Origin of the sequence: Spirosoma sp. SC4-14, from assembly GCF_037201965.1 — a bacterium.
Lineage (GTDB): Bacteria > Bacteroidota > Bacteroidia > Cytophagales > Spirosomataceae > Spirosoma.
In genome coordinates this window covers 6,303,958-6,329,587 of the sequence record NZ_CP147518.1, presented here as the reverse complement: position 1 = coordinate 6,329,587, position 25,630 = coordinate 6,303,958, and the positions used below count along the sequence as shown (strand labels likewise).

Annotated in this window: 34 protein-coding genes; 21 read left to right on the top strand and 13 right to left on the bottom strand. The window is 47.7% G+C overall.

What is annotated here, in order from left to right; genetic code table 11:
• Nucleotides 1–45: 45 nt before the first annotated feature.
• The 11 genes from WBJ53_RS26075 to WBJ53_RS26025 form a co-directional block, all read right to left on the bottom strand.
• A complete protein-coding gene (locus WBJ53_RS26075; RefSeq protein ID WP_338871699.1) occupies nucleotides 46–1,080 on the bottom strand; it encodes a hypothetical protein in 1,035 nt (344 codons plus the stop codon).
• A 73-nt stretch (nucleotides 1,081–1,153) separates the two neighbouring features.
• Nucleotides 1,154–2,035, bottom strand: a complete 882-nt coding sequence (locus WBJ53_RS26070; protein ID WP_338871697.1) for a hypothetical protein — start codon at nucleotides 2,033–2,035, stop codon at nucleotides 1,154–1,156.
• Nucleotides 2,036–2,095: 60 nt separating this feature from the next.
• On the bottom strand, nucleotides 2,096–2,659 hold the full coding sequence (locus WBJ53_RS26065) for a hypothetical protein (protein ID WP_338871695.1): 564 nt from the start codon (nucleotides 2,657–2,659) through the stop codon (nucleotides 2,096–2,098).
• Nucleotides 2,568–4,361, bottom strand: a complete 1,794-nt coding sequence (locus WBJ53_RS26060; protein ID WP_338871693.1) for a hypothetical protein — start codon at nucleotides 4,359–4,361, stop codon at nucleotides 2,568–2,570. The genes WBJ53_RS26065 and WBJ53_RS26060 overlap by 92 nt, the downstream gene beginning before the upstream one ends.
• Entirely contained in the window at nucleotides 4,285–4,506 is a 222-nt protein-coding gene (locus tag WBJ53_RS26055) for a hypothetical protein (RefSeq protein ID WP_338871691.1), read from the bottom strand. Before WBJ53_RS26055 ends, WBJ53_RS26060 begins: the two co-directional genes overlap by 77 nt.
• A gap of 2 nt (nucleotides 4,507–4,508) precedes the next feature.
• Nucleotides 4,509–5,129: a hypothetical protein gene (locus tag WBJ53_RS26050; protein ID WP_338871689.1), complete on the bottom strand. Its 621-nt coding sequence runs from the start codon at nucleotides 5,127–5,129 to the stop codon at nucleotides 4,509–4,511.
• Nucleotides 5,130–5,310: 181 nt separating this feature from the next.
• A complete protein-coding gene (locus tag WBJ53_RS26045) occupies nucleotides 5,311–6,576 on the bottom strand; it encodes a PBSX family phage terminase large subunit (RefSeq protein WP_338871687.1) in 1,266 nt (421 codons plus the stop codon).
• 24 nt (nucleotides 6,577–6,600) lie between these two features.
• Entirely contained in the window at nucleotides 6,601–6,771 is a 171-nt protein-coding gene (locus WBJ53_RS26040) for a hypothetical protein (protein ID WP_338871685.1), read from the bottom strand.
• A 14-nt stretch (nucleotides 6,772–6,785) separates the two neighbouring features.
• The gene (locus WBJ53_RS26035; RefSeq protein WP_338871683.1) at nucleotides 6,786–7,352 is read right to left on the bottom strand and encodes a hypothetical protein; all 567 of its coding nucleotides are present in this window, start codon (nucleotides 7,350–7,352) and stop codon (nucleotides 6,786–6,788) included.
• Nucleotides 7,353–7,399: 47 nt separating this feature from the next.
• Nucleotides 7,400–8,815, bottom strand: a complete 1,416-nt coding sequence (locus WBJ53_RS26030) for a hypothetical protein (protein ID WP_338871681.1) — start codon at nucleotides 8,813–8,815, stop codon at nucleotides 7,400–7,402.
• Nucleotides 8,812–9,282: a hypothetical protein gene (locus WBJ53_RS26025; protein WP_338871679.1), complete on the bottom strand. Its 471-nt coding sequence runs from the start codon at nucleotides 9,280–9,282 to the stop codon at nucleotides 8,812–8,814. Before WBJ53_RS26025 ends, WBJ53_RS26030 begins: the two co-directional genes overlap by 4 nt.
• A 221-nt stretch (nucleotides 9,283–9,503) precedes the next feature.
• Here WBJ53_RS26025 and WBJ53_RS26020 point away from each other — a divergent pair, with 221 nt between their 5' ends.
• The 17 genes from WBJ53_RS26020 (at nucleotide 9,504) to WBJ53_RS25940 (ending at nucleotide 19,497) form a co-directional block, all read left to right on the top strand.
• Nucleotides 9,504–9,812: an SH3 beta-barrel fold-containing protein gene (locus WBJ53_RS26020; RefSeq protein WP_338871677.1), complete on the top strand. Its 309-nt coding sequence runs from the start codon at nucleotides 9,504–9,506 to the stop codon at nucleotides 9,810–9,812.
• Between the two features lie 2 nt (nucleotides 9,813–9,814).
• On the top strand, nucleotides 9,815–9,988 hold the full coding sequence (locus WBJ53_RS26015) for a hypothetical protein (RefSeq protein ID WP_338871675.1): 174 nt from the start codon (nucleotides 9,815–9,817) through the stop codon (nucleotides 9,986–9,988).
• Nucleotides 9,989–10,048: 60 nt separating this feature from the next.
• On the top strand, nucleotides 10,049–10,222 hold the full coding sequence (locus tag WBJ53_RS26010) for a hypothetical protein (RefSeq protein ID WP_338871673.1): 174 nt from the start codon (nucleotides 10,049–10,051) through the stop codon (nucleotides 10,220–10,222).
• Between the two features lie 6 nt (nucleotides 10,223–10,228).
• Entirely contained in the window at nucleotides 10,229–11,140 is a 912-nt protein-coding gene (locus WBJ53_RS26005) for a hypothetical protein (protein WP_338871671.1), read from the top strand.
• Nucleotides 11,141–11,190: 50 nt separating this feature from the next.
• The gene (locus WBJ53_RS26000) at nucleotides 11,191–11,631 is read left to right on the top strand and encodes a hypothetical protein (RefSeq protein ID WP_338871669.1); all 441 of its coding nucleotides are present in this window, start codon (nucleotides 11,191–11,193) and stop codon (nucleotides 11,629–11,631) included.
• 17 nt (nucleotides 11,632–11,648) lie between these two features.
• On the top strand, nucleotides 11,649–12,149 hold the full coding sequence (locus WBJ53_RS25995) for a Rad52/Rad22 family DNA repair protein (RefSeq protein WP_338871667.1): 501 nt from the start codon (nucleotides 11,649–11,651) through the stop codon (nucleotides 12,147–12,149).
• Nucleotides 12,146–12,400: a hypothetical protein gene (locus WBJ53_RS25990; RefSeq protein ID WP_338871665.1), complete on the top strand. Its 255-nt coding sequence runs from the start codon at nucleotides 12,146–12,148 to the stop codon at nucleotides 12,398–12,400. Before WBJ53_RS25995 ends, WBJ53_RS25990 begins: the two co-directional genes overlap by 4 nt.
• A complete protein-coding gene (locus tag WBJ53_RS25985; RefSeq protein ID WP_338871663.1) occupies nucleotides 12,397–12,699 on the top strand; it encodes a hypothetical protein in 303 nt (100 codons plus the stop codon). Before WBJ53_RS25990 ends, WBJ53_RS25985 begins: the two co-directional genes overlap by 4 nt.
• The gene (locus WBJ53_RS25980) at nucleotides 12,686–13,147 is read left to right on the top strand and encodes a hypothetical protein (RefSeq protein WP_338871661.1); all 462 of its coding nucleotides are present in this window, start codon (nucleotides 12,686–12,688) and stop codon (nucleotides 13,145–13,147) included. Before WBJ53_RS25985 ends, WBJ53_RS25980 begins: the two co-directional genes overlap by 14 nt.
• Nucleotides 13,148–13,149: 2 nt before the next feature.
• Nucleotides 13,150–13,929 (top strand): PRTRC system protein E, encoded by a 780-nt coding sequence (locus WBJ53_RS25975; RefSeq protein ID WP_338871659.1) that lies wholly within the window; start codon nucleotides 13,150–13,152, stop codon nucleotides 13,927–13,929.
• Between the two features lies 1 nt (nucleotide 13,930).
• Entirely contained in the window at nucleotides 13,931–14,152 is a 222-nt protein-coding gene (locus tag WBJ53_RS25970) for a PRTRC system protein C (protein WP_338871657.1), read from the top strand.
• Nucleotides 14,153–14,158: 6 nt separating this feature from the next.
• Entirely contained in the window at nucleotides 14,159–14,353 is a 195-nt protein-coding gene (locus WBJ53_RS25965; protein ID WP_338871655.1) for a hypothetical protein, read from the top strand.
• Nucleotides 14,320–15,447 carry a hypothetical protein gene (locus tag WBJ53_RS25960; protein ID WP_338871654.1) on the top strand — a complete coding sequence of 376 codons (1,128 nt, stop codon included), beginning with the start codon at nucleotides 14,320–14,322 and terminating at the stop codon, nucleotides 15,445–15,447. Before WBJ53_RS25965 ends, WBJ53_RS25960 begins: the two co-directional genes overlap by 34 nt.
• Nucleotides 15,371–16,087 carry a PRTRC system protein B gene (locus WBJ53_RS25955; RefSeq protein WP_338871652.1) on the top strand — a complete coding sequence of 239 codons (717 nt, stop codon included), beginning with the start codon at nucleotides 15,371–15,373 and terminating at the stop codon, nucleotides 16,085–16,087. The genes WBJ53_RS25960 and WBJ53_RS25955 overlap by 77 nt, the downstream gene beginning before the upstream one ends.
• Nucleotides 16,084–16,875 carry a PRTRC system ThiF family protein gene (locus tag WBJ53_RS25950; protein WP_338871650.1) on the top strand — a complete coding sequence of 264 codons (792 nt, stop codon included), beginning with the start codon at nucleotides 16,084–16,086 and terminating at the stop codon, nucleotides 16,873–16,875. Before WBJ53_RS25955 ends, WBJ53_RS25950 begins: the two co-directional genes overlap by 4 nt.
• Before the next feature lie 317 nt (nucleotides 16,876–17,192).
• Nucleotides 17,193–18,746, top strand: coding sequence for a S8 family serine peptidase (locus WBJ53_RS25945; protein WP_338871648.1), 1,554 nt, complete (start codon nucleotides 17,193–17,195; stop codon nucleotides 18,744–18,746).
• Between the two features lie 175 nt (nucleotides 18,747–18,921).
• Complete coding sequence (locus WBJ53_RS25940) at nucleotides 18,922–19,497, top strand: DUF4468 domain-containing protein (protein ID WP_338871646.1); 576 nt, start codon at nucleotides 18,922–18,924, stop codon at nucleotides 19,495–19,497.
• A 1-nt stretch (nucleotide 19,498) separates the two neighbouring features.
• On the opposite strand, the gene WBJ53_RS25935 is transcribed toward WBJ53_RS25940, so the two are convergent.
• Nucleotides 19,499–21,025, bottom strand: coding sequence for a gliding motility-associated C-terminal domain-containing protein (locus WBJ53_RS25935; RefSeq protein WP_338871644.1), 1,527 nt, complete (start codon nucleotides 21,023–21,025; stop codon nucleotides 19,499–19,501).
• A gap of 396 nt (nucleotides 21,026–21,421) precedes the next feature.
• On the opposite strand from WBJ53_RS25935, the gene WBJ53_RS25930 reads away from it, so the two are divergent.
• Entirely contained in the window at nucleotides 21,422–21,973 is a 552-nt protein-coding gene (locus WBJ53_RS25930) for an RNA polymerase sigma factor (protein WP_338871642.1), read from the top strand.
• Nucleotides 21,974–22,004: 31 nt separating this feature from the next.
• Here WBJ53_RS25930 and WBJ53_RS25925 read toward each other — a convergent pair whose 3' ends face one another.
• Nucleotides 22,005–22,436 carry a response regulator gene (locus WBJ53_RS25925; RefSeq protein ID WP_338871640.1) on the bottom strand — a complete coding sequence of 144 codons (432 nt, stop codon included), beginning with the start codon at nucleotides 22,434–22,436 and terminating at the stop codon, nucleotides 22,005–22,007.
• A gap of 350 nt (nucleotides 22,437–22,786) precedes the next feature.
• Here WBJ53_RS25925 and WBJ53_RS25920 point away from each other — a divergent pair, with 350 nt between their 5' ends.
• Genes WBJ53_RS25920 through WBJ53_RS25910 form a run of 3 tightly spaced genes read left to right on the top strand, consistent with a single transcriptional unit; the run spans nucleotide 22,787 to nucleotide 25,623 of the window.
• The gene (locus WBJ53_RS25920; protein ID WP_338871638.1) at nucleotides 22,787–23,581 is read left to right on the top strand and encodes a hypothetical protein; all 795 of its coding nucleotides are present in this window, start codon (nucleotides 22,787–22,789) and stop codon (nucleotides 23,579–23,581) included.
• Between the two features lie 57 nt (nucleotides 23,582–23,638).
• Nucleotides 23,639–24,313: a response regulator transcription factor gene (locus tag WBJ53_RS25915; RefSeq protein ID WP_338871636.1), complete on the top strand. Its 675-nt coding sequence runs from the start codon at nucleotides 23,639–23,641 to the stop codon at nucleotides 24,311–24,313.
• Nucleotides 24,310–25,623, top strand: coding sequence for a HAMP domain-containing sensor histidine kinase (locus tag WBJ53_RS25910; protein ID WP_338871634.1), 1,314 nt, complete (start codon nucleotides 24,310–24,312; stop codon nucleotides 25,621–25,623). Before WBJ53_RS25915 ends, WBJ53_RS25910 begins: the two co-directional genes overlap by 4 nt.
• Nucleotides 25,624–25,630 lie beyond the last annotated feature (7 nt).

The window sequence follows — 25,630 nt, the reverse complement described above, 5'->3', positions numbered from 1 at the left end:
GGTCCTCTGCAATCCCTTTACAGGTTATGCAAAGGACCTAACAGACTAAACGGCGTCAGCCAGAATTTTAACGACGGGCGATTTGCCCGCTTCAGACGAGTACGATTTCACATAAGCCGAATCCAGAAACAACGACCAGCCTTCGGTATACGCACGCTCCAGCCCTGGCAGGATGGCTGACTTATCCGCAGGCTGAGCGATATAGAGGAAGCCAAACGTTAGGCTGATGGTCTCACCGCCCAGCGCGGTAAATTCCAGCGTGATGGTGTCGTAGTAAACGCCACCATCATAAGAGCCGCGACCTTCCGGTTTACGGCAGTCGTATTCTACCCAATCCACCCGGGCTAACGAGCCAATAGGAACGGCATAGTAAGCCTCACGCGAAGCGCCGGGGTTGATGTTTCCCGAATAGCCGAATTCGTAGTTGTTGATCAGCTTTTGTAGGTTCTGCTGGTTAGCAGCGCCATAGGTGCTCACGTTGGTCAGGTTGGCAATGGCCTCCACATTAGAAAGCATGTGGTAGGGGCCATTGAGCATCAGCTTCCGCATAACAGCCGGAAGATTGATCCACAATTCTTTCTGCGTGGTCTGGTAAGCACCACCCGAAATACTCATGAGCGACGACGCAGGCAGAGCCGACCACTTGCCTGTTTCTAGGAAGGTCGTACCATCGGCATCCATTGCCAATAACACATCACGTACGCCCTGCTCCAACTGATTAGCCAGGTCAGCAGCTGCGGTAATTTGGTTATCAGCGTTGATTGCTTCCGTTACACCAACATCAAAACCGTAGGTTTTCCAGTTGAGGCCCACTTTGGCCGACGTTGACCCTACGGGTGTAATCGTAGTCGAACGTGTATCCCGAACGGGCGTTGACTGACGATTCAACACAGCGATGTACTGTGGCCGACGAGCTGAAGCCCGGTTTTTCTTGATCGTGGCTTCATCGATAAGGGCTTTGCCGTACTTATCGAAGGCCCCCACGACGCCCATATCTGGACGGCGCATTTCAAATTCTAAAAATTTATCCTTGAACATCATGACGGCTGTTTCAAGGACGGTTCCTGCAATAGATGCCATTTTTTGAAAGGGAAAACGTGAGAACTGGCCTTGCTGAGCGGTCTCCTATTCTCCTTTCGCGCCAGTAGGCGGACTACTTTTTAACGAACTGGCCGTTTTCTTTGACGTAACCAGCGGCAATGTGGGCTTTAGAGTATAACTCAGACCATTTGTTGGTGCCGACAGCATGGCCCATTTCAGCGATTTTCTTACGAATTTCCTCTGTGGTTGCGCCAAGGTAATCGGCTCCGCCCTGTTGTTGTTGGTCGTCATCCTCACCGCTACCCGCACCGGCGGCCGTCCGTCCTTTCGGCACCAGATCATTAGCGAAGTCACGGGCAGCAATAGCCTCGGCTGTCATTGGCTGGCCATTTTCTGTTTGTGCCTCCCCTTTTTTGTTTGTAAAGACGATACGGCCCTGATCATCAATTGAGGTGGTATACCGTACATTGAAAATGTCTGCTGCGTCTTCGGCCTTCTGTCGTTGGAAGGCCGTTTTTTCAGTGTCTTTTTTCAAATGCGATGGCGTAGCAAACGTTAAGCCTTTGAGGGCCGTGTTTACTTCTCCATTGATCCGGGCCTGCAAAGCCTCTTTGTCTTTTTTGGAAAGAGATGTCTTTACCTCCTCCAATTCCTTTTGCAACCCTTTAATGATGGCTGCATTTGTATCGCCCCCGTCTTCGTTGAGAAACTTAATCCGACTGGAAAGCTCGTCGAACCAAACCAGGCCCTTTTTACCATCGGGCTTTTTCTGGCCAGTCACTTTCTCGAATTTTTCCTCCCATTCCGAGTGGGCTTTTTTGGTGCCCTGACCAATAGCCTCTTCGCGGTCTTTCGCGTACGCATCTTTGGTCGTGACGATCATCTGCTTTTTTTCAGTCAGATGCTTTGTGTAATCGCCCTCATGCTTATCAAAAATTTCATTGATTAGCTCGGGCGTTTCGGCCAAACCGGCCTGAAATTCTTCGTAGGTCATTGCTGCAGTAGCCTTGTTGATCGTTAAAAATTTACTGTCGATTTTACGAAACAATCCTTACTATTCCTGAATCGTGTCTTCGTCGCCTGGTCGGTGCCATACCTCAATCTGGATGCCTTCACGCGCAAACCCAGGCAGTTTTTTGTCGCCATGATTCAACCGGTCGAAATCCTCCTTAGAGTATATTGCGATTTCGTTGAGGTTCCGGGCTGGCACCGTCACGTCATCGCCTTCTTCGGTCGTGCGTTTGTAGGTTTGCCGTACGACAACACCGTTCAGCGCATCCCGTTCCAGTGGGAATTGCTTTTTCGTGTCTTTCTTGAGGAAGACTTTATCCTTGTAGGTTGAATCGACCTTTTTCAGAACACTATCGGTCTGCTTGTCCACGACAGCAACGGCGGGCTGATTAATACGCAGGACTTTGGCGACGATATCCGCGATTTCATCACTGCTTAACGCCGGGTTTGCCTGTTTAACCGCAGCCGCAGCGGCCGCAATTTTTTCGGCGTCGGTTTGTTCGGTAGCAGGAGTGTTACTGGCCTGCTGGTTTGCCGCCTGATCCTGTTGGATTTGATCCTGGGGCGGGTTCTGGGAGTTGTCGGAATTTTGCGCTTTCGCTGACATACTTGTATAAAATTGATTTAATTGTGGTTATCCGAATGGCCATGTCCAAGTCACGGCCGAAGATTTCCAGCCCGAGGTTTTCGTTCTCGAACTGAGTGAGGTACTGATCGAAATTAGCCTTTAGCTCGTACGCATCCGAACCAACGGGTACCATAGCCAGTGGCAGATCAGGGTAAGGTTCTAACATGGCGCACATTTCTAAGCGCGTCATCTGTGTCTCTGAAGCCCCAGCCAGCAACTTGTCGATACGCTTACGACGTAGTGCTAACTGATACATCGGCAGGTTGGCCACCCGGGCTTTCTGGTAATCGTCGATTGCCTGTGCAGGCGATATCAGATGGAATTCGGTGCCATAATCGACGGCCAGTGATAGAAACGATGACCCAAATGTAATTTTCAGAATTACATACAAGGCCTCAGCGTGTGTTTGCTGAATGTGAGCCGCCCAGTACGACAATTTGGCCTTCCTAGCCTCAAATCGCGCTGCGACCTGATCTGCGTTGACCGCATCCTTTGTTTGGTCGACATTGTTTGAATCCCCTGTCAGCGCTTCGCGTAGGTCAGCTTTTAGGGCCTCCAGCTTTTCGACATTGTAGTCGAGTAATTCCCGATCCGCATTGATGAAGCCAGCCGGTTCGGACAGATTGGCCGATAAATTATCCATCGGCGGAGGTACCTGTAGTTGTGAGCCAGGTCCGAGCGGCTTACTCGCCGAGCAAACCGGGCAGGGCTTTTCTACCCGAACCTCAAGGCCGTCATGATCTGTTGTGGCTACCCAAATCTTACCTTCCTTACACTGAGAAAGTCCGTCTGGTGTTTCGTAATTACACTTTTTCTTGAAATTCCAGAGGATCGGAAACGAAGCATATAAGTCTACATGCTGGCGGAAAATATCCCCGATAACCAGGTTGTCGAGATCTGTAAAAACCGCATGCAATGGCGATTGAATACGAAAAGGGTCTTTTCCATTCAGTTTGTCATGCCAGATCCAGCCAGCAGGACAACGTTCCAAATCGTGGACATTTGTAAATAGTACGCTTGGTTCTTTTTCACCATTACGCTGGATGCATACCCGGTACGAAACATCATCCAGCACTGCCCACCGTTTAGCGATCTCCTTATTGCTGGCATCTTTAATAGGCGACATAGGGTAAATGGCTGCCATCACATTACCACGCGTATCCGTAAACAGGTCAGTTAACTGGTTTACTTCGCGCAGCATAATGACTGGTTGAGGAAAACCAGTCTGATTTACTGTAGCAGGGAGATCGACAATCCAAATAGCGGCTGAAGCACGCAAACACTGATTAAACAGGTCTTTTGTCAGCCAATCGTCGAATTTGATTTCGTCCAGAAACTCCGATGCCTGGGCTTTTAACTCATCACTACTGAACTCAAAATCAACATACTTGTCTTCTGCGCCGAAACACTTTAAATATTCGTCGGCCGCATTGTCGATCAATCGGGAAGAGGGTAGGGGGTAATTGAGCAGCGAGCAAAATCGACGGTATTTATCTTCGTTCTGAAGAATGTTTTTGACCCGATCCTTTAGGCGTTTAGCATAGGGCCCGGCGTCCTTTTCATCGGTCGCCGGGCCTACATGATACCGTTGACGGTCATTATCCTCACCCGCCCGTTTTAGAGCTGCCCCGTTTACCGGGTTCAGAATTGACTGAATCGCTTGGTTGTCCGTTATCGGCATTGGCGGTGGGTACGGAATCGTCCGGTAATTTGTACGAAGATTGGCCCATTTCTTTCTGAATTCTCAGCAGATGTTCGGCCTGTTCTTTGGGAAAGCTTTCCGGCTGGTTATCCGCCAGCCGGACAAGCGTAATTTGTTCAGACATTATTAATTGGTTAGAGTTGCGCCTTCAAAGGCCAGCTCATACATCTTTTCATTGGTCGACCAGTTACCTTGCAGATGGAATTCGAAATCGTAGTCATTCGAAGCACCTAAGCCGCCTTTTTTGGGGTCACTGATAAAGATGTTATACGCTGGAATCGGTTTGGCATTGGCCAGACACGTAATACTGGTACCCTCATGGATGAAAATTACACCAATACGAGTGCCTTGCTGGAAATTGCCGGATTTGCTGCCCAGTTTCCGCAGCGCCTTGATTTGCGTTGCATCGGCCCCCGAAAACTTACCTTTTGCTACCGCAAACGACGTTGAACGCTGACGAGGAACCCCGTTCCAGGTCGTGTTATCGTTACCAGCCTCGGTAATAGGCGTGGTAGGAGGTAAATCGAATGCATCGATAAACGGCGTTACGGCATGGGTTTTGGTCTGATCGGCGAGGAACGTTTGCCAGGCTGATAGCGTCAGCAGTGTGATTTCCGTCATGGCGAAATCCGCCAGCGCGACAAAGACGCATTTGATTACGTTACCGGGTACGATATCGACACCAGTATTCGGAGCTCCAACGACGATGGCTGTCTGATCGGCAGCCGTGTATAAGCGATCGGGCATTGCTATAAAAAGGGGATAAGTGACAGCGGTAAACAGTCAGAACCCGTAATAGCTGGTAGGTGCAGTGCAGTGGCTGCGATGGGAATCGGCCGGAAGAGTTTATGACGTCATTATCACTCCCTCTTCCATCCGTTGACCTACACCAGCAAGGCGACTGCGTTTTGAAGATAGAAAAGGGGCTTTAATTGTGCTCAATGTCCCCACCGCCCCAGGGGTCGGTTATCTCGCCGTAACGGAGCGCATCCATCATGTGGTTGTTCTTGTCTTCGGGCTCAGAGGTCATGTTCTTGTTTTCATCGAGAACCCATTTGTACTCCTGATATTCAAAGATTAGGTCGCTGGAATCGTCCGTGTAATACCATTCCAGGTTTTGCATGGTCCTAATACCCGTACGGACGGAATCCGGTGTTTTTCGGGCTGCGATGACATTAAAGCCCTCCTGGCGCAGTTTGGCTATGCTTTTGGGTTCGGCTGAATCGGCAACGATAGGACGGCCGCCGACTTTAAGTGCCCTCAATCGACGTACTAATTCATCATCACCAATCTCGGTTCCGTATATTAATTGCTTGGCATAACGGCGTTTATTGTGCCGTTTGACCATTCCGAAGGCCAGCGGATCACCACCGTAGCCAAAGTCGAGCACGTAATAGGGCGTGTAGGGCAACGCATTGAAGTCGGTATTAGTAATAGCTTTCCATTTCTTGTAAATACGCCCTTTGGCTCCTTCGCTGATCAGACCACGGACGACGGTATAATAGTGTTCTTCATCCCGATCTTTGTAGGCTTCAAAGTTGTCAATCGTTTGCTGATTAAGATTCGCCCGGTTGTTATGATACGTCGAAAAGATAGAGAGGAAATTGTCCTGTTTTTTGGCGCGACCGATATAATAACCGGGGACGCGGCTCTCTTCGAGGATATACCAGCGCTTGAGAATCCAGTGGTTTTTCTTCGGTGGGTTGAAGATCAGAAACACCCGAAGTTCACCTTTTACGGTCCGCAGGGAGTCATCGAGCTGGTTGAAATCAGCCTCTTCAATCTCCTCGGCTTCTTCGACGAAAACGTGCGTTGCGCCAGCAATCGACTTCATTTTTGCCGTCTGCCCTTTCGATGATTTCTTGAAACCACGAGAGCGGATTGTATTACCTGTAGGTAGGTAAACAACCGACATATCGTTGGTATTGATCTTGAAATCTTTCCTGTCGAGCAGTCCCTGTTCTTCTTTCTCGTCGATGCGGTCCATCAAGTCCCGCCAAAGCGACTCCCGGATATCCTTGTGAACCGCACGCATTAAATAGCCACGGAAATACACCTCATCCATGAGACAGGACAGAGCGTATTCCGTGGCGAAGAATGAGCCGCCACGACCACGACCACCCCAAAGGTGGATGTATCGGACGGCATCAGACGCGTGAAAGACAGGTTCAAAAACGGGATTGCAGGCAAACATCCCTAGAATTTACTGTGGCCTGAATCAGCGAACGAAGCGACGGCCTCGTTTGGATGGATTTGGGCGCTGGCGGTTAAGCTCCGTCGGATCAACGATAGCCTGAGCAGCTGCCAGTATTTGGCTATGGCTCATACCATAAACTGCCTTCATTCGTGCGACCTGCGCTTTGTCGAGATGCTGGTTTTTTACGATCATGCTCAGAAGTTACATTAATAAATGTCGTCAGGAGCGGGAACCGGTTTCCCGCCAGTATGATCAATTAGTCGCCAGGTCCGAGCCGCCACCGCTTTCCCTTCGGGGTCCGTCTGGGCTACTTTGATAGGTGCGGCTAATCCTAACAGTTCAATACGTTGCTGAGCACAGCGTTCAATACCCTGCATGTAGCGCGGATCGCCCAGCCGTTCCTCTGTCGTTTCAGTCGTTTCAAGGTTTTTGACCTGCTGATTCTTCTTCTTGTCTTGATACCTTTGCCCGGTATCAACTTCGCCCTTCATCTTGGTAGATTTCTTTTTGAGCGGCTGCATCGAGCGTTCCCAGGCCTGCCAGAGTATTTGTTCTCGATAATCAATCTTCGCCAGCTCCTCCGCCTTTTTTTCGTTGAAGTCCATAAGCATCGAATTCCGCCACTCGATTCGGATGGCTTCCAGATCCTGGCTGATTTGGCCCTGAGAAACGCCAACCTCATCGGCAATTTCCATCTGCGTCCAACCTTTCCGATACAGGTTTGAAACAGTGGCTCGTCGGCTGGCGATCTCGTCTTCTGAATGTTGCGGCATAGGGCGCGATTATTAGAATACTATGGTATTAGAATAGCGGCCTGATTTTAGTCTGTTTCCTCTGGCCAGCTTACCTCAATATCGCCCAATTCCTGCTTGATCTGTTTGGGATCACCCTTATAGAAAACCAGCACGTTTTGATGAGTCTTAACCAGCTTACGTCCTTTCAGAAATTGGTTGGCTCGTATGGCGGCCGAAGCTACCTGCGTGACCAGTACGGCCTCATTGTAGTAGCGGGCACCAGCGGCCTCGAATGCGTCGACAGTCAGACCAATCAGATTTCTGTAATATCCTTTCTGATCGCGCACGTCACCAATAACCAGGCACGCAAAGCGATTCGGTTTCAGGAGCGCCACAGATTGCCGGATGATCTCAATGTATTGTCGGCTGAATTCGTCAAATTCCATATTGGATAGGTCGGACGGGTCATCACTATAGACTTCGAGATCAAAGTAGGGCGGACAGGTAAAGACAAAATCGACGGTTTGCCCAGCCATGATCCTGGCTGTGTCCAGGCTATTGCCGCAGATCCAGACGGGAGCATCAGGCAGACTACTCAGTAAAGAGAGGGCCTGTTGGCGGTTTTCCTCAACCTGTTCGGAACGGAGATCTACACCCGTGTATTGATAGCCGAGTTTAGCGGCAACGAGGCCACGAACAGAGCCACCAGCGAAGGGATCATAAATATGTCCACCAGCCGGAATAAACCAGCGATAAGCCAGCTCACAGAGTACCGGATCGAAAATGGATGTTGTCGACTGTGTAGCAATACCGTGCTTATCGCAATACGCGTGCACTTCGTCCCAGGTTGGCTCACGGTTCAGGTCGTTGCGCAACTGGTTTTTAACTTTGTAGATGCCGGGCGCTTGCGCTGAATCGGCATATGTCAGGTTCTCTGAGCGGCCGGCTTCTGATTGAAAGCCTAATTCGAGCCAGGCTTTCTTTCTGTCCTGCCAATAGCCCTGACGCGTGTCTAAGACAGTAAAGGGAGGAACGATAAAGCGTTCATTCAGTACGCCTGACTTGCCAGAGTCTGAGCTGCCTCCTCCTTCTTCCTCGGGGAGTTCAAAGCCCCATTCTTCCAGATTAATGTCGAATTCCGCAGCGAGATCGGCCACTACCTGTTCATCGAATCGCAGGTTCGCTTCTGAGACTTTGTTGTCGGCTAATGCCAACTCTCGGCCGCGCTTTGAGTTGATATCGAGGTCCGTTCGCTGAACGACGACTAACGTATCGCCATCGGTTTCGACAACGACAACTTTTTCGATCCCCGCTTCTTTAGCGGCCTCATAGGTTTTGTTTCCTGCGATCAGTTTGCCCGAACGGTCAGAAACGATTGATCGGCCGAGGCCTAGCTGCTGAACTGATTTAGAAAGAAGCTTGCGGCCTTCGTCTGTGCCCGTGTTGGCATTGCGATCATCGAGCGTGAAATCGTCGATATGGGCGTCTTTGATTTCACTCATTGCCGATTCAGTTTTTTGTCCAGACAAATTCGATAAAGCGGGTAGGGGTATTTGGCCGGATCGGCATTGATTTCATTAGCCATAACTGTGTGAGGAGCCACGTCGACCGAATAATCATCGCCTGGGCCCAGGCCCATTCGACGCATCAGATCCCGAACGAATGTTTTGTGGCAGATCATAGCCGAGGTGAACAGGTCATTTTTCTTACAGATGTTCACCCAAAACGCGTGTCGATCATCAGTGCGTGTGATGTAAAGCTCGCCTTTGTACTCGACAAATAGCACAAAGCGTACCTGCTCGGAGCCGAGCAGTTGATACAAGCCCTTACGGATGCCAATCTCGCCATTATTAAACCGGAAAATGGCGCTGGGCTGGTGCTGGGACTTGATTGAATTTGGGTAATAAACGGTAGGTGTAACGATGGGTTCGGCAACTACTGCCTGATCAATTAGAGTGGTTTCGCTCATGGCGTTTAGTCGAGAAAAGAGATAGAATTTGTACGGTAAAAGATCGGTTGCTTATTGTGCGCATTTTCTGCAACTATAAAAATATCTTTCTTCGATCATTCCCGCAAAATCACTATTCCTAAATAGGTAAAATAAGTTAGTTGCTAAATATTTTTGCAATTTGACTTGCATATTAAACGAACGATTTGCAATTTTACCACGTAGTTTAACAACACGATAAGATGAAAAAATCAGTAATGATCCTTGCCGCTCAGCTTCCGAAGCTGAGCCAAAGTTTATCCGCAGCGCTTAAGCGTGCGTGGGTTGCTATCAAATTGAAGGCGCAGATGGCTGAAAAAGCTACCGGCTTCTTCTACCGGAAAGAGGACGGCACCGAACGGTATGCAATTGGTTTCAATAAGCTCATGCCAGCGCCGAAGCCTGACGCCAGGCCAAAGCCCTACAATCCGCTCGTGATTACCTATTTCGACGTGACAGTCGATGCTGTACGTAGCTGCCGGGTTGATCGTCTCATCATGGATAATGAATAGGCATGGAACAGACGACGCAACCAAACCCCCTGCTCGAACTCAATAAGCAGCAGCTCAAACAATGGGAGGACCTGAAAGCCAATCTATCATTGGCAGATCCTAACGACTCACGCATCGGCTATTGCGACCGTCGCATTGTAAACATTCAGGCAGAGGTTAACCGGCTGGCTGATTAAGTATTCGTTCTACTCATTCACGGCCGGGATATACGTCCCGGCCATTTTCTGACAACCCTTATGCGACGTTTGGAAAACATTACCTCTGTACTCGATTTGACAGAGCGGCAACTGCAGGAATGGAAACAGTGGCTGTCTATGCTACGAGAGTCCAATCCACACGATGTAAACATCGACTACTGCGAAGCGAAAATCGAAGAATTGGAAGAAGATATTGAGCGCCTTAAATCATAATACATTATGTATAACCTTAATGAATTCAGCCAACGGGCCGTAGCTGCATTTTATAATACAAGTTTCAATCCTGATCGGGTAGGAAGCCGAACTCTTTCTGATGCGGAAACAGGGCTGAACAGCGATGTAAGTCGACTTCGGGCATTAGGTGCTGATACTTCAACGATTGATCGGTACGTAACGAAGTATAAGCAATACTTCTCCAGTTATCTGAGCAGTGAAACGCGGTGCGCTAGTAGCTTCATCGTCGGGCCATCTAATTTCCCGGTAGCGAGAGCGCAGAAAGCCAGCAAGATGGCAAGAAGTCGTTATGATGAATTCCAGACATTTCGGAGCCGGGTCATAGCGGCTATAGAACGACGCACCCGGCGTGAGCAAAAAGCGGAGTTAGGTATTACACCCCTTATCGAGGCAAAGCGTAATCTGAATGCGCGAATGCAGCACCAAGCTTGGATGAAGAAAACAAATTCCATTATCCGGCAAACCAAAAAGAAAGGCTCCGACGAACAACTAATGGCTTTAATGGAAATGGGACACACTCCCGAAGCGGCAGCCAAACTGTTGAAAGGCGATTGGATCGGTCGAATCGGGTTTCCAAACTATGAGCTAACGAATAATAATGCCCAGATACGTCGGTTGCGTGAGCGAGTGGAAATGCTGCAACAAAAAGAATATAAAGCTGAAAAGCAGGAAGAGGGCAGCTTACAGACCGAATTCCGGTTTGAGGGTGGATACATAAAGCTGGACTATCAGGCTGACCGACTACGTATTCATCACGATCAGAAACCTAGCGCCGATAAGATACAGGAGCTCAAACGGTGCGGTTTCAAATGGTCTCCTTCTAATTCGGCATGGCAACGGCAGCTAACACCTAACGCTCGTTGGGTAACTGAACGACTTACCGGCGTAAAATGCTAATAACCCGATGGCTGGGCGGGTTTGTCCCGGCCTAAATCAAAACTACTATAATGACACCCGCAGTTAAGAAAATCATAAAGGCTTATTTCGGTAAAACTGAAATTGACATCAATGGCTTAATCGAAATCATCGAAAAAACAGGCAATGCCGATGTCGCACTGGAGATGTTGCTTGGCACGTATGAACAGCCTGAAATCCCGAACGAGTCATTCATTTCGGTACACAAATGCACATTCGGGTCCTTTGACAAATGGACCAATAACGTTTCTTACACCTATGTTGGCCCAGAATACGACCACATATATATTAATAAAGATGTTGACCCGAAAAGCCTGACTCCAGAGAACTATAAAGAATATCAAGTTCGCTATGATGACCCAACTAGGAAACTTGTATGGATAATGATCAAGGCTGATGCTGAGCAAAAACAATCATGCTCCCTTACTGAGTGGATGGCGGGTGTGGATACATTAAATGGTAAGGCATTTTAATTATTTACCTAAATCAAATGGACCTAACAGTATTAACAGCGCCACTCACTCCCCAGGAAATTGAGTGGCGCGTACAATCGCAGACCAAAGACGGTCAGAAGATTGTTGCAGTACCCTACATCACGAACAGGTGCGTCATGCAGCGTTTTGACGATCAGTTCGGCTGGGCTGGCTGGCAGAATGAGATAAAGGAAATCGAAGGCGGTTTTCTGTGTACGATTACGGCCATACTCCCTGGTGGCGAAATTGTGCAGAAGACCGACGGAGCCAGCCGCACCAGCGTCGAACCCGTGAAGGGCGGTATCAGCGACGCCATGAAACGTGCGGCCGTACAATTCGGCCTTGGCCGTTCGCTGTATGAATTCCCAAGGGTACTTATACAGACAACAGATAAGTATATACCGGATTGGGCCATGCCACTACTCGATAAGATGGTCGATAAAATCAACTCTGGCGGAACCGTCCGCGATGTAGTCGTTTTAAAACCCGAACACGCCAAACCTGCCAACAAGCCATGAGTCGAGTCGTCATTTTTTTGTTGTCCTTTTTTTATGCCCGTTGTATCCTGATTAAAATGGCTTCTCTCAATACTGAAATTAAGAAGGGTGACCGGGTATCGGTTTCAGTCTATAAAGGCATCTATTTCCGATACAAGTACGCAGGGACTGCCGTCAACTGGACCGATGCCGGTCGGATTCGCGTGAAAGCTGATAAGGATGGAAAGGTTAAGGCCGTCAACCCTGAGCACGTCAAAAAACTGCCTTTATGACTACCGAGGAACTCGACGCCTTAGCCCCGAAAACAGTACTTTTTGTGGCTACCGAATGGGAGGTTCAGAAATGGATTTTTGAAGGTAGGATACCGGGTCGTGATTACTATACACTGACTCATCCTCCCGATAAAGACGGCGTGCTGCATACACGAAAGCCGATCTACCTCCACTACATGGATCTGCTGAATGCCCGGCTCGATGAAAAGCAGGCCTGGGAAATAGTCCGAACCGGGCTTATTGAACGCATGGAATGGGTAACAAAGAAGTTAGCAAGTCTATCTGATGAACACGTTTGAAATACATGGCAACACCTTTAGCGATGGCGATCTGTTCACTATTATCGCTCCTGAACTGGGCTATGTCGAAGCGGCCGCTACTCGTCAGGAATACGGAGGGGGAACCGTAGTCGGTTTAACCTTCGGCTGGATACAGACTCATCTACCGTGCTTTTATTCGAAAGCAGGAAACGCCCGGCTGTCGTTTTATACCAATGGGCAACTGTATAATACCCTTCAATTGGCGTACTTCTGTTCCTGCCCCTACGATGCCCATAATCATTACCTAACCTGGTATGATGTAAAAATTGATGGCAATCAGATTGAAGCGCCCAGTTTGGGAGTGCACTTCAATCAGCCGCACAACCATCGTTTGCATTCGGCTTTCGATCAACAAAGGTCCAAGCCTTTACCCGTTGTCCAGCCAGATCCTGAGGTGAATAGCAAAGGTCAGTTTCTCCTTTTCTGATCATGAAACGCGATGAGTTTTCCCGGCCCTATTTACAGCGAACCTGTCCTGAGGGAGTCGTGCCGGAAGTCTGGCAGGCATTTGCGGAGTGTGCGGACTGTCGAGATTCGGCAGAACGCCAGCAAAAATGGATGAACTACCTGGCCATCCACGCGAAATATTACGATAAACAGGGCAATCGATTAGCCCCGCAGTCACAACCAATCAATTCTCAAATCATGAATTTCTTTCAACAACTCGACGCCCTCGATTTGCAGGGTGATTTAAAAATCGTTGTTACTAAAAACAGCGATAGACTGATTGTCAGCGTTATGCTAAACAATCCTAAATGTGGCGATAAAGCCGCTAATGCAATTGTGCCTTTAATATTAAAAGGTACTGCAGAGGAATTAGACAAGGGATTTTTCGACAACATAGCGGCTCCCATGCGGGAAACATCGAGTCTGATGGTGAATATGGAAGCCCATTTGAAAAGTGTAGCAACTGCCAAAGAACAGGCCGCTATGAATAAGGAGAAAAAGCCAACTGAAACCAAAGAGGTTGCCCCTCCACCGCCAGTCGATATGAAACAGCTTCAGTTCGACCAGGCCATGAGTAAAGCTGACGAATTGGCAAAGGCGAAGAAATACCGCGATGCCCTCAACAAGCTGCCTGCCGCTACTGATTATCCAGACAAAGCCGAGCAGATTGAAGCAAAGCGAAAAGAAATCAATGGTCTTGCTTTACAGGGCACCATGTTCGATACATCAACCGTAGAAAAATCAACTGTAGAAATTGCTTAATATGTTAGTCGTAACCGAACTCGAACGCAAGTTTACCTACTCCGTCAAAGGCCAAAATGTAACGTTGCCAGACCCAGATCCTAGCCTGAGTCCTGAAGCTGTCATGAATTTCTACAGCAACACGTATCCTGAATTGATCTCGGCAAAAATTACCGGCCCCGAGATCAAGAACGATGCTATGGTGTATTCATTCGGCACGGCCGTAATGGGAACAAAAGGTTAAACAGTTATGCCAAAAAAGAAGCCAGTACGTACACTCGAATCGGGTGTACGTACCCTGCCCAAGCCCGATTACTCCGTATGCCAGCTACACAGCAACGTCGGCGAGCTACTGACCGACATCAACCAACTCCCCGACGCGGCAACCGTTCTGAATCAGCGCCTGCGCAGTTGCCCCCTCGAATTACTGCCGATGCTTTTTTAAGGGTTCGTTTTAGTCCGATCGTCCTGGAGGAGCGTACACGTAAGTCTGACGATGAAAAGCGAACGCCAGAAGCCATACAGGCCGAATTCTTTCAGTCGCTTAATCACCTGGCCACTACGTACGGATTTACCCCTACCAGCGAAACAAATACTCTGCCATATCCGCTCAACATCGGCCACGTTTTAATGATAACCCGCCAGCAGCTCCAGCGGCTCCAACCTGACGCCCGGCTGATTATTATTAAAGATGAAACTCATCTGGCAACGTTGGTCACGGTGAAGGATAAAGAAGCGGAATGGGGCCTGTATTATATACCCGTTCGCCCACTGCACTACTTGATGAAGTATCGCAGTAATCCCCGCACTGAGCTGATCTGTTCCATATACGCCTACCTCTATCAGGTTACAAAGATTCCCTATTGTAACGACGATGGATGCAGTTATGTCAGTTCAGAATATGACTATATCCGGGAAAGGGAGCAGGAATGGAGCGAAGAAGAACTGATTGAAAACGAAATGGAGAAGGACGAAGGAGCTAAATACATTAAGGAGGTTAATGGGCATCTATTGAAATGCCTGAAACGGTTCAACCAAAAAAAGCACCTTAGACAATTCGCCCATCTTTGTGAGGCATTTACCCCCATCTGTGAGGAGGATCACACGCTGTTACAGGTTGCCCGGCGATTTCTGGAACTCTACGAGACGTTCCCCAACCATAACTTCGAATTGGCTCAGGTTTACAATTATGATCAAGATTTGGGTGACGATGAGGAGTATCAAATTACTATTGATCGCCGGGTTTCGTTCATCTGGGCTGATAACGACCTGATCTACCAACACATTATAGAAAACTTCGATGCCGAGTTTTCGGCGGGATCAATAGAGGGGCCTTATGCCTGTACAGTTATCTACGACAAGTCGTACCCTACCAAAGACGAATTACTTAACAGCGAGATGTTTATGAGTCACCTGTTAAGCAGCATAGCGGAATTTATCACCTACATCAGTAAGCTCGACGATGCAGAATATAACCAGCGACTTTCAACAATATTATCAACCGAAGACAGCACTGCTGATTTATCAGCACACGACTAAATCTGGCAGTATTTACGTCGAATCCTTCGAGATCGATCAGGCAACTGGCCAGCCAATTAACGCCCACCCACTGAGCATTGAAGAGGCCCAAAAGCTCGGACGTCGCCTGAATGCGGCACAAGAAAAGCACATGGGGTTTCTGGTACCCGATGGCCTCATGCCTGAAAACGTATTATACGTAAATCCACGTGGCGAAGGGATGGTGATCTGGTATACCCCGCCCATGAAGCAAAAGCTATTCTTTTCATCACACTTGGGCATCAAAGACGGACCGGCCTATGTACCAGCACTACTCTGGAAAGCGACGAAAAATCAGCTATACATTTTCGCGCTTGACAAAAAGAAACGCCCAACGCTCAGTACTAAGCTCTATCATGCTCCCCTGTTCAATACGGCTTCGAATGGGCTGGTTTGCATTGGTGACGTGAAAATACCCTCACTGGATACTGCTTCATTGGGCCGGTTTATGCAGGCCTGGCAGGATTTCTTTTTCAACTCGAAATTCTCGCACCTTAACGGCCTACTTCCCGTATCGGTCGATCCAAAGCAGCTATGGAATGAACAGGTTGAAACGGGTAAGCCCTTTCCGAATAAATTTTTGCTCGCCAGCAAAATCACCCTCAAATCAATTCTGCCATGACACGCATGCATTTTACCGCTTCCTATTTTAATGAGCCACAAAACCCGATAACGGTAAACCTGATCGGCGCTGGTGGCACCGGCTCCCAAGTGCTCACGGCGCTAGGTAGAATGAATCATGCCATGGTCGCGCTGAATCATCCAGGCCTGCAGGTAACGCTCTGGGATAACGATACGGTGAGCACGGCTAATTTAGGCCGACAGCTATTTGCTCAGGCTGAAGTAGGTTTGGCTAAGTCGGTTGCATTGATTAACCGAATCAACCGCTTTTTCGGTACTAACTGGAAAGCACAACATCGGATGTATAGTAAAGCGGATCATTACTGCGCTGGCGTAAACGGAATGGCCAATATTATCATTAGCTGCGTCGATACAGTATCAGCCCGGTTTGAGATTGCCGACATCCTGAATGGCCTTCACATGAGCGATCAACAGCGGGACCGGCCGTACTACTGGCTTGATTTCGGGAATAGCCAGAAAACGGGGCAGGTTATCCTCTCTACGATCGGTAAGGTCAAGCAGCCGGATTCTCGGAAATATGATCCAGTTGATCAACTGCCGCTGGTTACGGAGGAATGGGGGGACGCATTACGGCAAAGTGAAGACAGCGACGATACGCCCAGCTGCTCCCTCGCCGAGGCACTAGCGAAGCAGGATCTTTTTATTAATTCTACGCTGGCCAATATGGGAAGTGCTTTGCTCTGGAGTCTGTTTCGTAATGGCATGACCGAAAACAGAGGCTTCTTTCTCAACCTGAAGGACTTTAGAACGGTGCCTGTAAAAGTATAATGACATTAGACCGTCTAAACTGGTCTAATATGGTGTGGATAGAAGCGGAACGTCCGGCCCAGGTTGAGGTCGGGCGTTTTTGTTTTCCTTAGTTTAGTCAGTGGAAAACCGCTAAATTTACTTCTGTAAAAAAATATTTATCTGAAAGTTGTACTACTGTTGTCCTAACTTACAATTGTCAACACAAATAGATTGATAATCAGGTATATTTTTATTTGCAAAGAAAACCAAAGCTACTAAGAGTTTTTTCGAGTTTCTGTGTTTAAGCTTTACAAGTTGTTTAACAAAATGCAGGAGCAACCGTCTTGTTTCGATTCATGATACTTCGCCTGACTTCCCTTTTTTGCCTGCTTACGGTGCTTGTGCGAGCACAGCCAGATGTAGAGCGCCCCAAATACTGGGTTCTTTTCAAGGATAAAGATCAGACGGCTGCTCCAGCCTTATCGTCGGTAGCCATTGCCCGTCGGCAAGTTCAGAGCCTGCCGCTCGATGATACGGATCAGCCCGTTTCGAAAGCCTACATCCAGCAATTGCAACACGAAGGAGTTCGGCCACTTAATCGGTCGCGGTGGCTCAATGCGGTGTCGGCTCGGTTGTCGGCTGAAGAGCGTGAAAAAATACTGGCGCTCCCTTTTGTAGCTGGTATTGAGGCAATCGATCCGGCTATTGTTATTACCGCAATTAAGTCGGACAACGAAACGCCTATGGTGAAGCCACAAATGGCACCGGTAATGAGGCAAATTCAGGCTTCCGATTTTGCACAGGCCGGGCTGACAGGACGATTTGTGTCGATTGGTGTGATTGATGCTGGTTTTTTTGGTGCCGACTCGGCTAACGCGCTAAAGCATGTGTTTGCCCGCGAGGGTGTAAAACGAGTGCGTGACTATGTAAACGACGATAAGACGCATGGCGATTTATTTCGTACGCTCGAAACAATGTCTGATTTTCATGGAACGGAAGTGCTGGCGGCCATTGCAGGCAACGACCCTGTTGAACGCATACAGTATGGATTAGCAACCGATGCAACTTTTTATCTGGCCCGAACCGATCAGGGAAACCGCGAATACCGGGGTGAAGAAGATAACTGGGTAGCTGCCATGGAATGGATGGATAGTTTGGGCGTTCGGCTCATCAATACTTCATTGGGCTATGCCAAAGGCATGAGTAATCCGAAAGAAAACTATGAACCAAGCCAGATGGATGGCCATACGAGCCTGATTAGCCGGGCCGCCCAGATTGCGGCCGATAAGAAAGGTATTTTGATTGTAGTTTCGGCCGGAAACGAAGGCGACGACCGCTCCTGGCGGATTATAAGCACGCCCGCCGATGCACAGGGCGTTTTGGCTATTGGTGCAACTAATTCCCGCCTTTGGAATCGTATTGGCTATAGCAGTATCGGCCCCGAAAGCCTGCCTTATCTGAAACCCAACGTGTCTTGCTTTTCTCTCTATGGCACATCGTTGTCGGCCCCCGTTATCACAGGTTTTGCGGCTTGTGTGATGCAGGCTAACCCGAAACTGACAAATAAGGAAGTAATGGCAATCATCGAACAATCGTCGCACCTGTATCCCTACGGAAATAACTATATCGGCTACGGCGTTCCGCAGGCTTCGCGGGCAATCGCTCTGCTTCGAAATCAACCGTTAAACACAACCAGCCGACAGATTAAAGCCGTCGGTAAAATGGTTTCAGTGCCTATAACAACAACTGAATCTGTTGTTTCGGTCTTTCATAAAAAAGATGCTACCCATGTTTTGCAACAGGAGGCTGCTAAAGTAAACAACGGTAAACTTGTTATTCGACGGTCGAGTGGCGAAAAACAGACAACTGTCGACCTGAAAACGGAAGTAATTGAGGTTGTTTGGGAATGAGCACGCGCTCGATTTTCTGGTGGTATCGGATACTGGTTTAGTGTATTATAAGCCTGTTTTGGTTTCTATTGATTAATAATAATAGGTATTTTTGCCGATCAAAAAGAGTTTTTTGTCCTGAAAGTTATTCGTATTTTCTTTAGTGTTGCAATACAGCCCATAAAGAAAATATAAAATGAACCAGTTCCTTTGTTTGGTATTCTGTCTGCAGGTCTTTGAAGGCTATGCCCAGGTACGAACGTACACGTTGGCAGATATGCCGTTTATAATTGATTCGGCAACGGGAGGAGTTGTTTATGAAGGTACTGTTGAGGTGCCTGGTGCTACTGCCGACCAGTTGTATCTGCGTGCAAAGTCGTTTTTCTGGCTGACCTTTCCGAATGAAAACCAGGTTATCAAGGCTGATAATCCAATCGACGGATTCGTTTCGGGAAATGGGAAAGTATATCTTCGTCTTAATAACTCTCCCCAGGGCACGGCTCAACGGCAAATTTACTACGAGGTGCCGGTTGAAATTAAGGTGAAAGATGGGCATTATAGCTATAGAATTGCCAACATTCAGATTGTCAATAATGGCGTAACGACAAGCCTTGATGCCGAAATGAAAAAGGCATTACCCCAAATTCGGCAGCAGACGCTCTCCGAAACGGAATACCAGCGGTCGATGACTAGTGTTCGTCCATTTACCCAATTGATTCGTAACCTGAATCAGAGGATGAAGAGTCGTTCTAAAGCATTCGCGAATTTGTAGTTCATCGAATTAAGCTAAGTGCCCCCTGCTTTTGATCGAGTAGTATTTTATTGCGCTGATTTAGTTGATACTGAATTCGCCAGGCATAAACACCCGGTGTGCATTGCCTGCCCCGAAAGGTGCCATCCCACTGGAAAGGTGGTGTATCGGTTCGAAACATGAGTTCGCCCCATCGATCAAAAACGGCAAGCGATGTGATGGTTATATCGCCACAACCGAATGCGGTAAAAACATCGTTCTGACCGTCGCCATTGGGAGTAAATGAATTGGGGGCATATAAGGCGCAATCGCAGGCACCATACGAAATCACAACCGAATCGGTAAGGGTAGCACACTCGTTCCGAACACTGGCCCGGAATATGCCAGCATGATTGATTGTGCGGTCCTGCGTCGGAAACTGATCCAACCAGGAAAACTGTCCGTCGGCAACAATGGGCTTGATCGTGAACGATTCGGCACCACATAAGTCCTGATTAGGGCCTAGTTCCAGGTGGGGCGGATCGGTATAGCGAATCTGGATGCTATCGGTTATCTGACAACTTGCCTGCGTTACCAGCACGCTGTATTGCCCGGCTTGTTTTACTGGGTAAACATTCTGCGAAAAACCGTCCTGCCACTGATAAACAGTGTTGGGGTGGTTGGGAACCGTGAGCTTAAGCGTTTGTCCATTACAAAGGGTAGTGTCGGCACCCAGATCGAAGTCGAGGCTATAATCAACGGTAATGGTGTCGGTCAGGGTTTTGCAGGGCGTAATTACCCTGACCGAATAGGTACCTGGTTTTGTTACGTTCAGAGTAGAAGCGGTGCTGCCATCGTTCCAGCGATAATTGAGGGCTCCAGGCGTTTCGGCATTCAGAGTATATGTGCTTCGACGACCACACAGGGTTGTATCGCGCCCTAAATCGAGTTTAACCGGCAGGAGCGAAATGTCGTCGATAAAAAGATAATAGAATCCTAATAGAGGAGGATATTTATAGTAACTACCGATAGTAACATATTTTTCTCCTCCTATTGCGGTAATAAATCCCGAAACCCGTTCCCATTTTAGAGCCGGGTCTCTGGAAGTTAATTGGGTATCCAGAATTTGTGGTTTTACATTGAGTAGCTCGGTCGTTGTAGTTGAAATGGGCTCTGTTGAAAAATAAGCCCCTAGTGTCTGATCGAGAAACTTGCCGGGCGTTTCTAGTGCAACATACATTTCGAAGTAGTAGCATTGGTCAGCCTCCAATGGGTTGCGCAAAGGTACGGCCAGATATTCGGACCAGCCCCGGTCCAGAAACAGATGGGCTAGCCCCTGACCCGAATGCGGAGGGAGTGCCATTTGGCCCGTCTGAAAACACTGATGATAAAAATCAGGTGTTGCATGTGTTGGATTAAACCAGGGTATAGCCTCATTTAACAGGTTATCCTGATGTGGACAGTTCTGATAGGTTTCGAAGCCTCCATTGGGAATGAGGTTTTGGCCAGTAATCGTTCTGGGGAGAAGTATGGCTAACCAACCTATAAGTCCAATGATAGCTGTTTTCATACCTTTATTGCACGATTATTGGACCATTTTATGGTATAATCAGGTAAAATGCTTGTTATAAGTATATAGGTTGCGGTAATTGGCTTACTAAAAGCTATAATGATCAGGAATACCGCTATTTAGCTGGAAGCAATACCTACCAAATAATAAATTTAGCAAATATTACCGGAAAGAAAGTCTTTGTTAAATTTATTACTTATTCATCTTTAAATAGGATCATTTTGGTGTGATGAGAAAAAAAAATACCTAATCATCTAAAAAATTCTATTTTAAGAGTATGTACATTTATTGTGAGTACATTTTTTAATGTGTAACCATTAGTTTACTTAATGAAACAGTCTTATCTTTGATTAGATTAACAGACTTCATATTCGATAAGTTATTTACGTAAACGTCATGAAAAAGGCTAAACTGGCCGACGAGCAACTAGTTCGAATCTATCAGGATACTAGTACTCAGGACTCATTTGAGACACTTTATAAGCGCTATGTCGATAAAGTTTATCAAAAATGCTTATCGATAACTAAAGATTCCGACGCTGCTCAGGATTATACACAGGATATATTTATTAAAGTATTCAATAAGCTCGATAGCTTTCAGAACCGCTCTTCGTTTTCAACCTGGTTGTATTCTATTTCGCATCATTATTGCCTCGATCAGCTCCGTTTAGGGAAACGGCTGAGCACCGAAACTATTTCCGACGAAACCGAAAGTTCAGTTTCGGAGCCAGATACAATCAATTCTGTGGAGAATCGGCTTCAGGCTCTGGAAGTTATAATGAATAGCCTACCCGCCGAAGAAGTGAAATTACTACGGCTCAAACACGAAGAAGGATTATCGATCAGAGAGATTAGTCAGCAATATCAGTTATCAGAAAGTGCGGTAAAGATGCGATTAAAACGCACGCGCGACAAACTACAGGAACTATATATACGATATTATTATTAGGCGCTCTGCCCTAATCCAGATGGTATTGTCACTAACAGCAACTTTTGGGAGAAATACATTTACCCAGCAACCACTTGTGCTTTATGTGGAGCACAATCTGATTTAGCTCTTCCAGTGTGGCAGGTTTAGTTAAAAAGCCGTTGGCTCCCAGTTTTAAAGCCTGTTGCTGATCCTGGATGTTATCTGAAGTAGTGAAAATAACAACCTGAACAGAATCATACGTGCGGTTTTCCCGAATAATCTTTAGTACTTCGAAGCCACTCATAAAAGGCATATTCAGATCGAGCAAAATCAGTGTAGGAAGGTTGTCTGTTTGTGCCAGGATTTCTACTAATTTCTCTCCATTAGGTATAGGCTTTAAGAGGCAGGTAGGGCTCTGCTGAAGAAAGACCTGCTGAAGAAGAAAGCGGTCATCTTCATCGTCATCTACTGTAAAGATGCACTCGCTAAAGGTTGGGGTCATTGCAGGATTACTTATGTCTGAAAAACCAATCAGTATATACAAAAGTTCGTTTCTGAGGCTTAGCAATTAGGTTACTATTGCTGACTAGTAAGGCATTATTGCTGTAAAAAATTAAGTGCATTTACTATTGGTTCGGGGGTAAAGCCAAAACAAAAGCGAATGGAGCCGGTCGATTGCTACGGTTATAAGCGATAAGTCTGTGGCAAAAGTTGTTGCAAATACGTTCGTTAAGCAGTTTCAACATAGTGCTCCAGCCTAGGTCATGAAGAAAAATTAATTTCAGCTTCAGGCTGGCTTCAGGTGGCTAGTGTAGGTTTGTTTTCGTAATCAACAGAAAACAGCAATTCGCAATGAAAACGAAGCTCAAAACACTCGCTCCGGCTCTTTTGGCCGCCGTTTTTAGTATTCCCTATGTGCATGCTCAGGCTCCTGCCGAACCCACTGCTCCTACACCACCCGCCATTGTGCTGAATGCACCAGGACCCGACAGGCCTGGCCGGTTCGATCGGCAGCAGCCGGGTGGCCACGTCCGGCATACAGGAAGGAAACATTTACCTAATGGCTCTGGCCGGTTTGGCCGGGGAGGTGCGCTAACAGCATTAACCTCCGTTACTGGAACAGTAGGTCAATGGACGAGCAATGATGATGGGATTCTGGATGGATTTACATTGTCTGATTCGCCCACTACAATTAAATTTCCGCCCCATCTGGGAGAGCAGGTTCAGAAAGCACTTAAACCGGGTAGTGCCGTTAGTGTAACGGGCTATACAGAAGCTAGCCCAGAAGGTTCGCGTTTCCATATGACAAGCCTTATGGCTGGCAAAACAACGGTTGTGAGTGGGCCTCCGGTTGTTTCGGCCACCCCGCCAGCCCCCCCCGCCCTAGTTACCGAAACAGGTAAAATAACCGATTATCGCTTTGGGCGCGATGGGCGGGTAAACGGATTTGTGCTCGATAATAAGACCATTGTACGTGTGCCGCCCCATGTTGCTTATCAGCTTACCAATCTGGTTACCAAAGGGAGTACCATAACGGTTCAGGGCTATTCGAAAAATCTGCGCGACGGACAGGTTCAACTCAGTAAGATAAATAGTTTGAATGCTTCTGTGTTGACCATTAATGGCCAACAGTATCTGGTGCGATAAGCTCCACAGCCAACGCTTCGATTTGTAACGTATGGTCGGAGCGTTTTTTCGTATTTTATGAAAATACTGGTTATTGAAGACGAGCGTAAACTAGCCCGGTTTATTAAGCAGGGACTGGAGCAGCAGGGGCATGTGGCCGACCTGGCCTTTTCTGGGTCGGAGGGTCTCAATTATCTGGCTGGAGGCCTCTACGATCTTGTGCTGCTCGACCTGATGTTGCCAGGACAGACGGGGTTTGAGGTGCTGAAAAATCTGCAGGCCTTTGGGCTGACCGTACCTGTTATGATTCTATCGGCACTGAGCGACCCCGAAAAAGTGGTGCAGGGACTCGATCTGGGTGCCATCGATTATTTGCGTAAACCGTTCGATTTTGGTGAATTGCTGGCCCGGATTCGGGTTCTGCAACGGAAAACCCAGACTACCGCCGATAGCATAATTCTGCGTGTTGCTGATCTGGAAATAAGACTTGTCTCGCACGAAGTACTGAAGGCTGGCAAAAAACTCGATCTGACAAATCGGGAGTTTGCGTTGCTCGAATTACTAATACGACGTGCCGGAATGCTGGTAACGAAAAACGAAATTGCCGAGAAAGTCTGGTCGGTTGATTACGACATGGGCAGCAATGTTATTGAGGTACACATCTACCAACTACGAAAAAAAATAGATGCTGTCGGCATATCTGGTTTAATTGAAACACTTGTGGGTCGCGGCTATCGACTCAAATCGTTATGAATCTGCGCAGTCGGATTGTGTTGGCTATCACCGTCGTTTTCGGGGCAATAAGCCTGCTGGCTGGCTGGTTTATGCTACTGCGAGCCGAGAAAAGCCTACAGATTGCCTTTGATCGGGCCATTCAGACCCGAGCTGGATGGTTGCTTTCACAGGTTAGTCCCGATCCAATTGTGTTGCCACTACCCGCCGAAACGGAAAAAATGAAAGTCTGCTATCAGGCCTATGGCGAAACACATACACTTTTTCAGAGCCCCGACTTCCCTGACCAGTCGGGGATGGCCTACGATTCTCGCCACCAGTTGCATTGGTATCAGTCGGTTACGGTTCAGACCACACCGTTTCAGTTGCCGAACGGGCTAACGAGTCTGACACTTGCTGTTCCGAAAGATAGCCTGGTTCAGGATATGATTCAGTTGCGGTGGGTATTTGGGGTAGGGTGGCTCATAAGCCTTGGGCTGGCTTTTGTGGGCGGGTATATTGTTGCGGGCTGGCTTTTGAAACCCATTCAGGCCATTGTTCGTCAGGCTGGAAAAATTACGAATGCGGCAACTATTGAGTCAATCGAACTACCCCGAACTCACGACGAACTTTACCGTTTGACCGATACCCTAAATCAAATGCTGGCCCGGATTAGGGAGAGTGCCGAACTACAGCGCAATTTTTTTGGCGCTGCCGCTCATGAGCTTCGCACGCCACTAACGATCATGAAAACCGGGCTCGAAGTAACTCTGAATAACCCTCAGATCGAGCCAGAAACGGTTTCATTATTAACTGGACAACTGGACGACGTAAGGCGTCTTACGCGGCTGTTGGATGAGTTTCTAACCTTGAGTCATCCCGATGTAGAGCGCCGTACATTAAAAAAAGCGATGGTTTCTTTGCCCTCGCTGGTAAAAAACTGCATTCGGCAACTGCAAAGTATTGCAGACGAGTATGACGTGAAAATTGAGCTTGACGTACCAAATCAGGAGATTGAAATGCTTATGACTGATCCGGTTAAACTTGAACAGGTGCTACTCAACTTAATCGAAAATGCTGTAAAATATGCCGTTGGTGGCAGTATTGTGTTTGTGCTGTTGCGCTGGGATAGCGTTCCGGTTGTTGTTGTGCAAAATCAGACCCACAATGAAACGGGCCCTGTTCTTGATTTAATCCAGCCCTATTTTCGGGCCGATCCGCTTAAAGAAGGACATGGATTGGGATTATGGATCAGCCATCAGCTAACAAACTTACTCAAAGGACAGTTAGCTATTCGCTGGGCCAATTTCCAGTTTATCAGTACGTTAACTTTACCAAAAAAAATTGATTGATTTTACC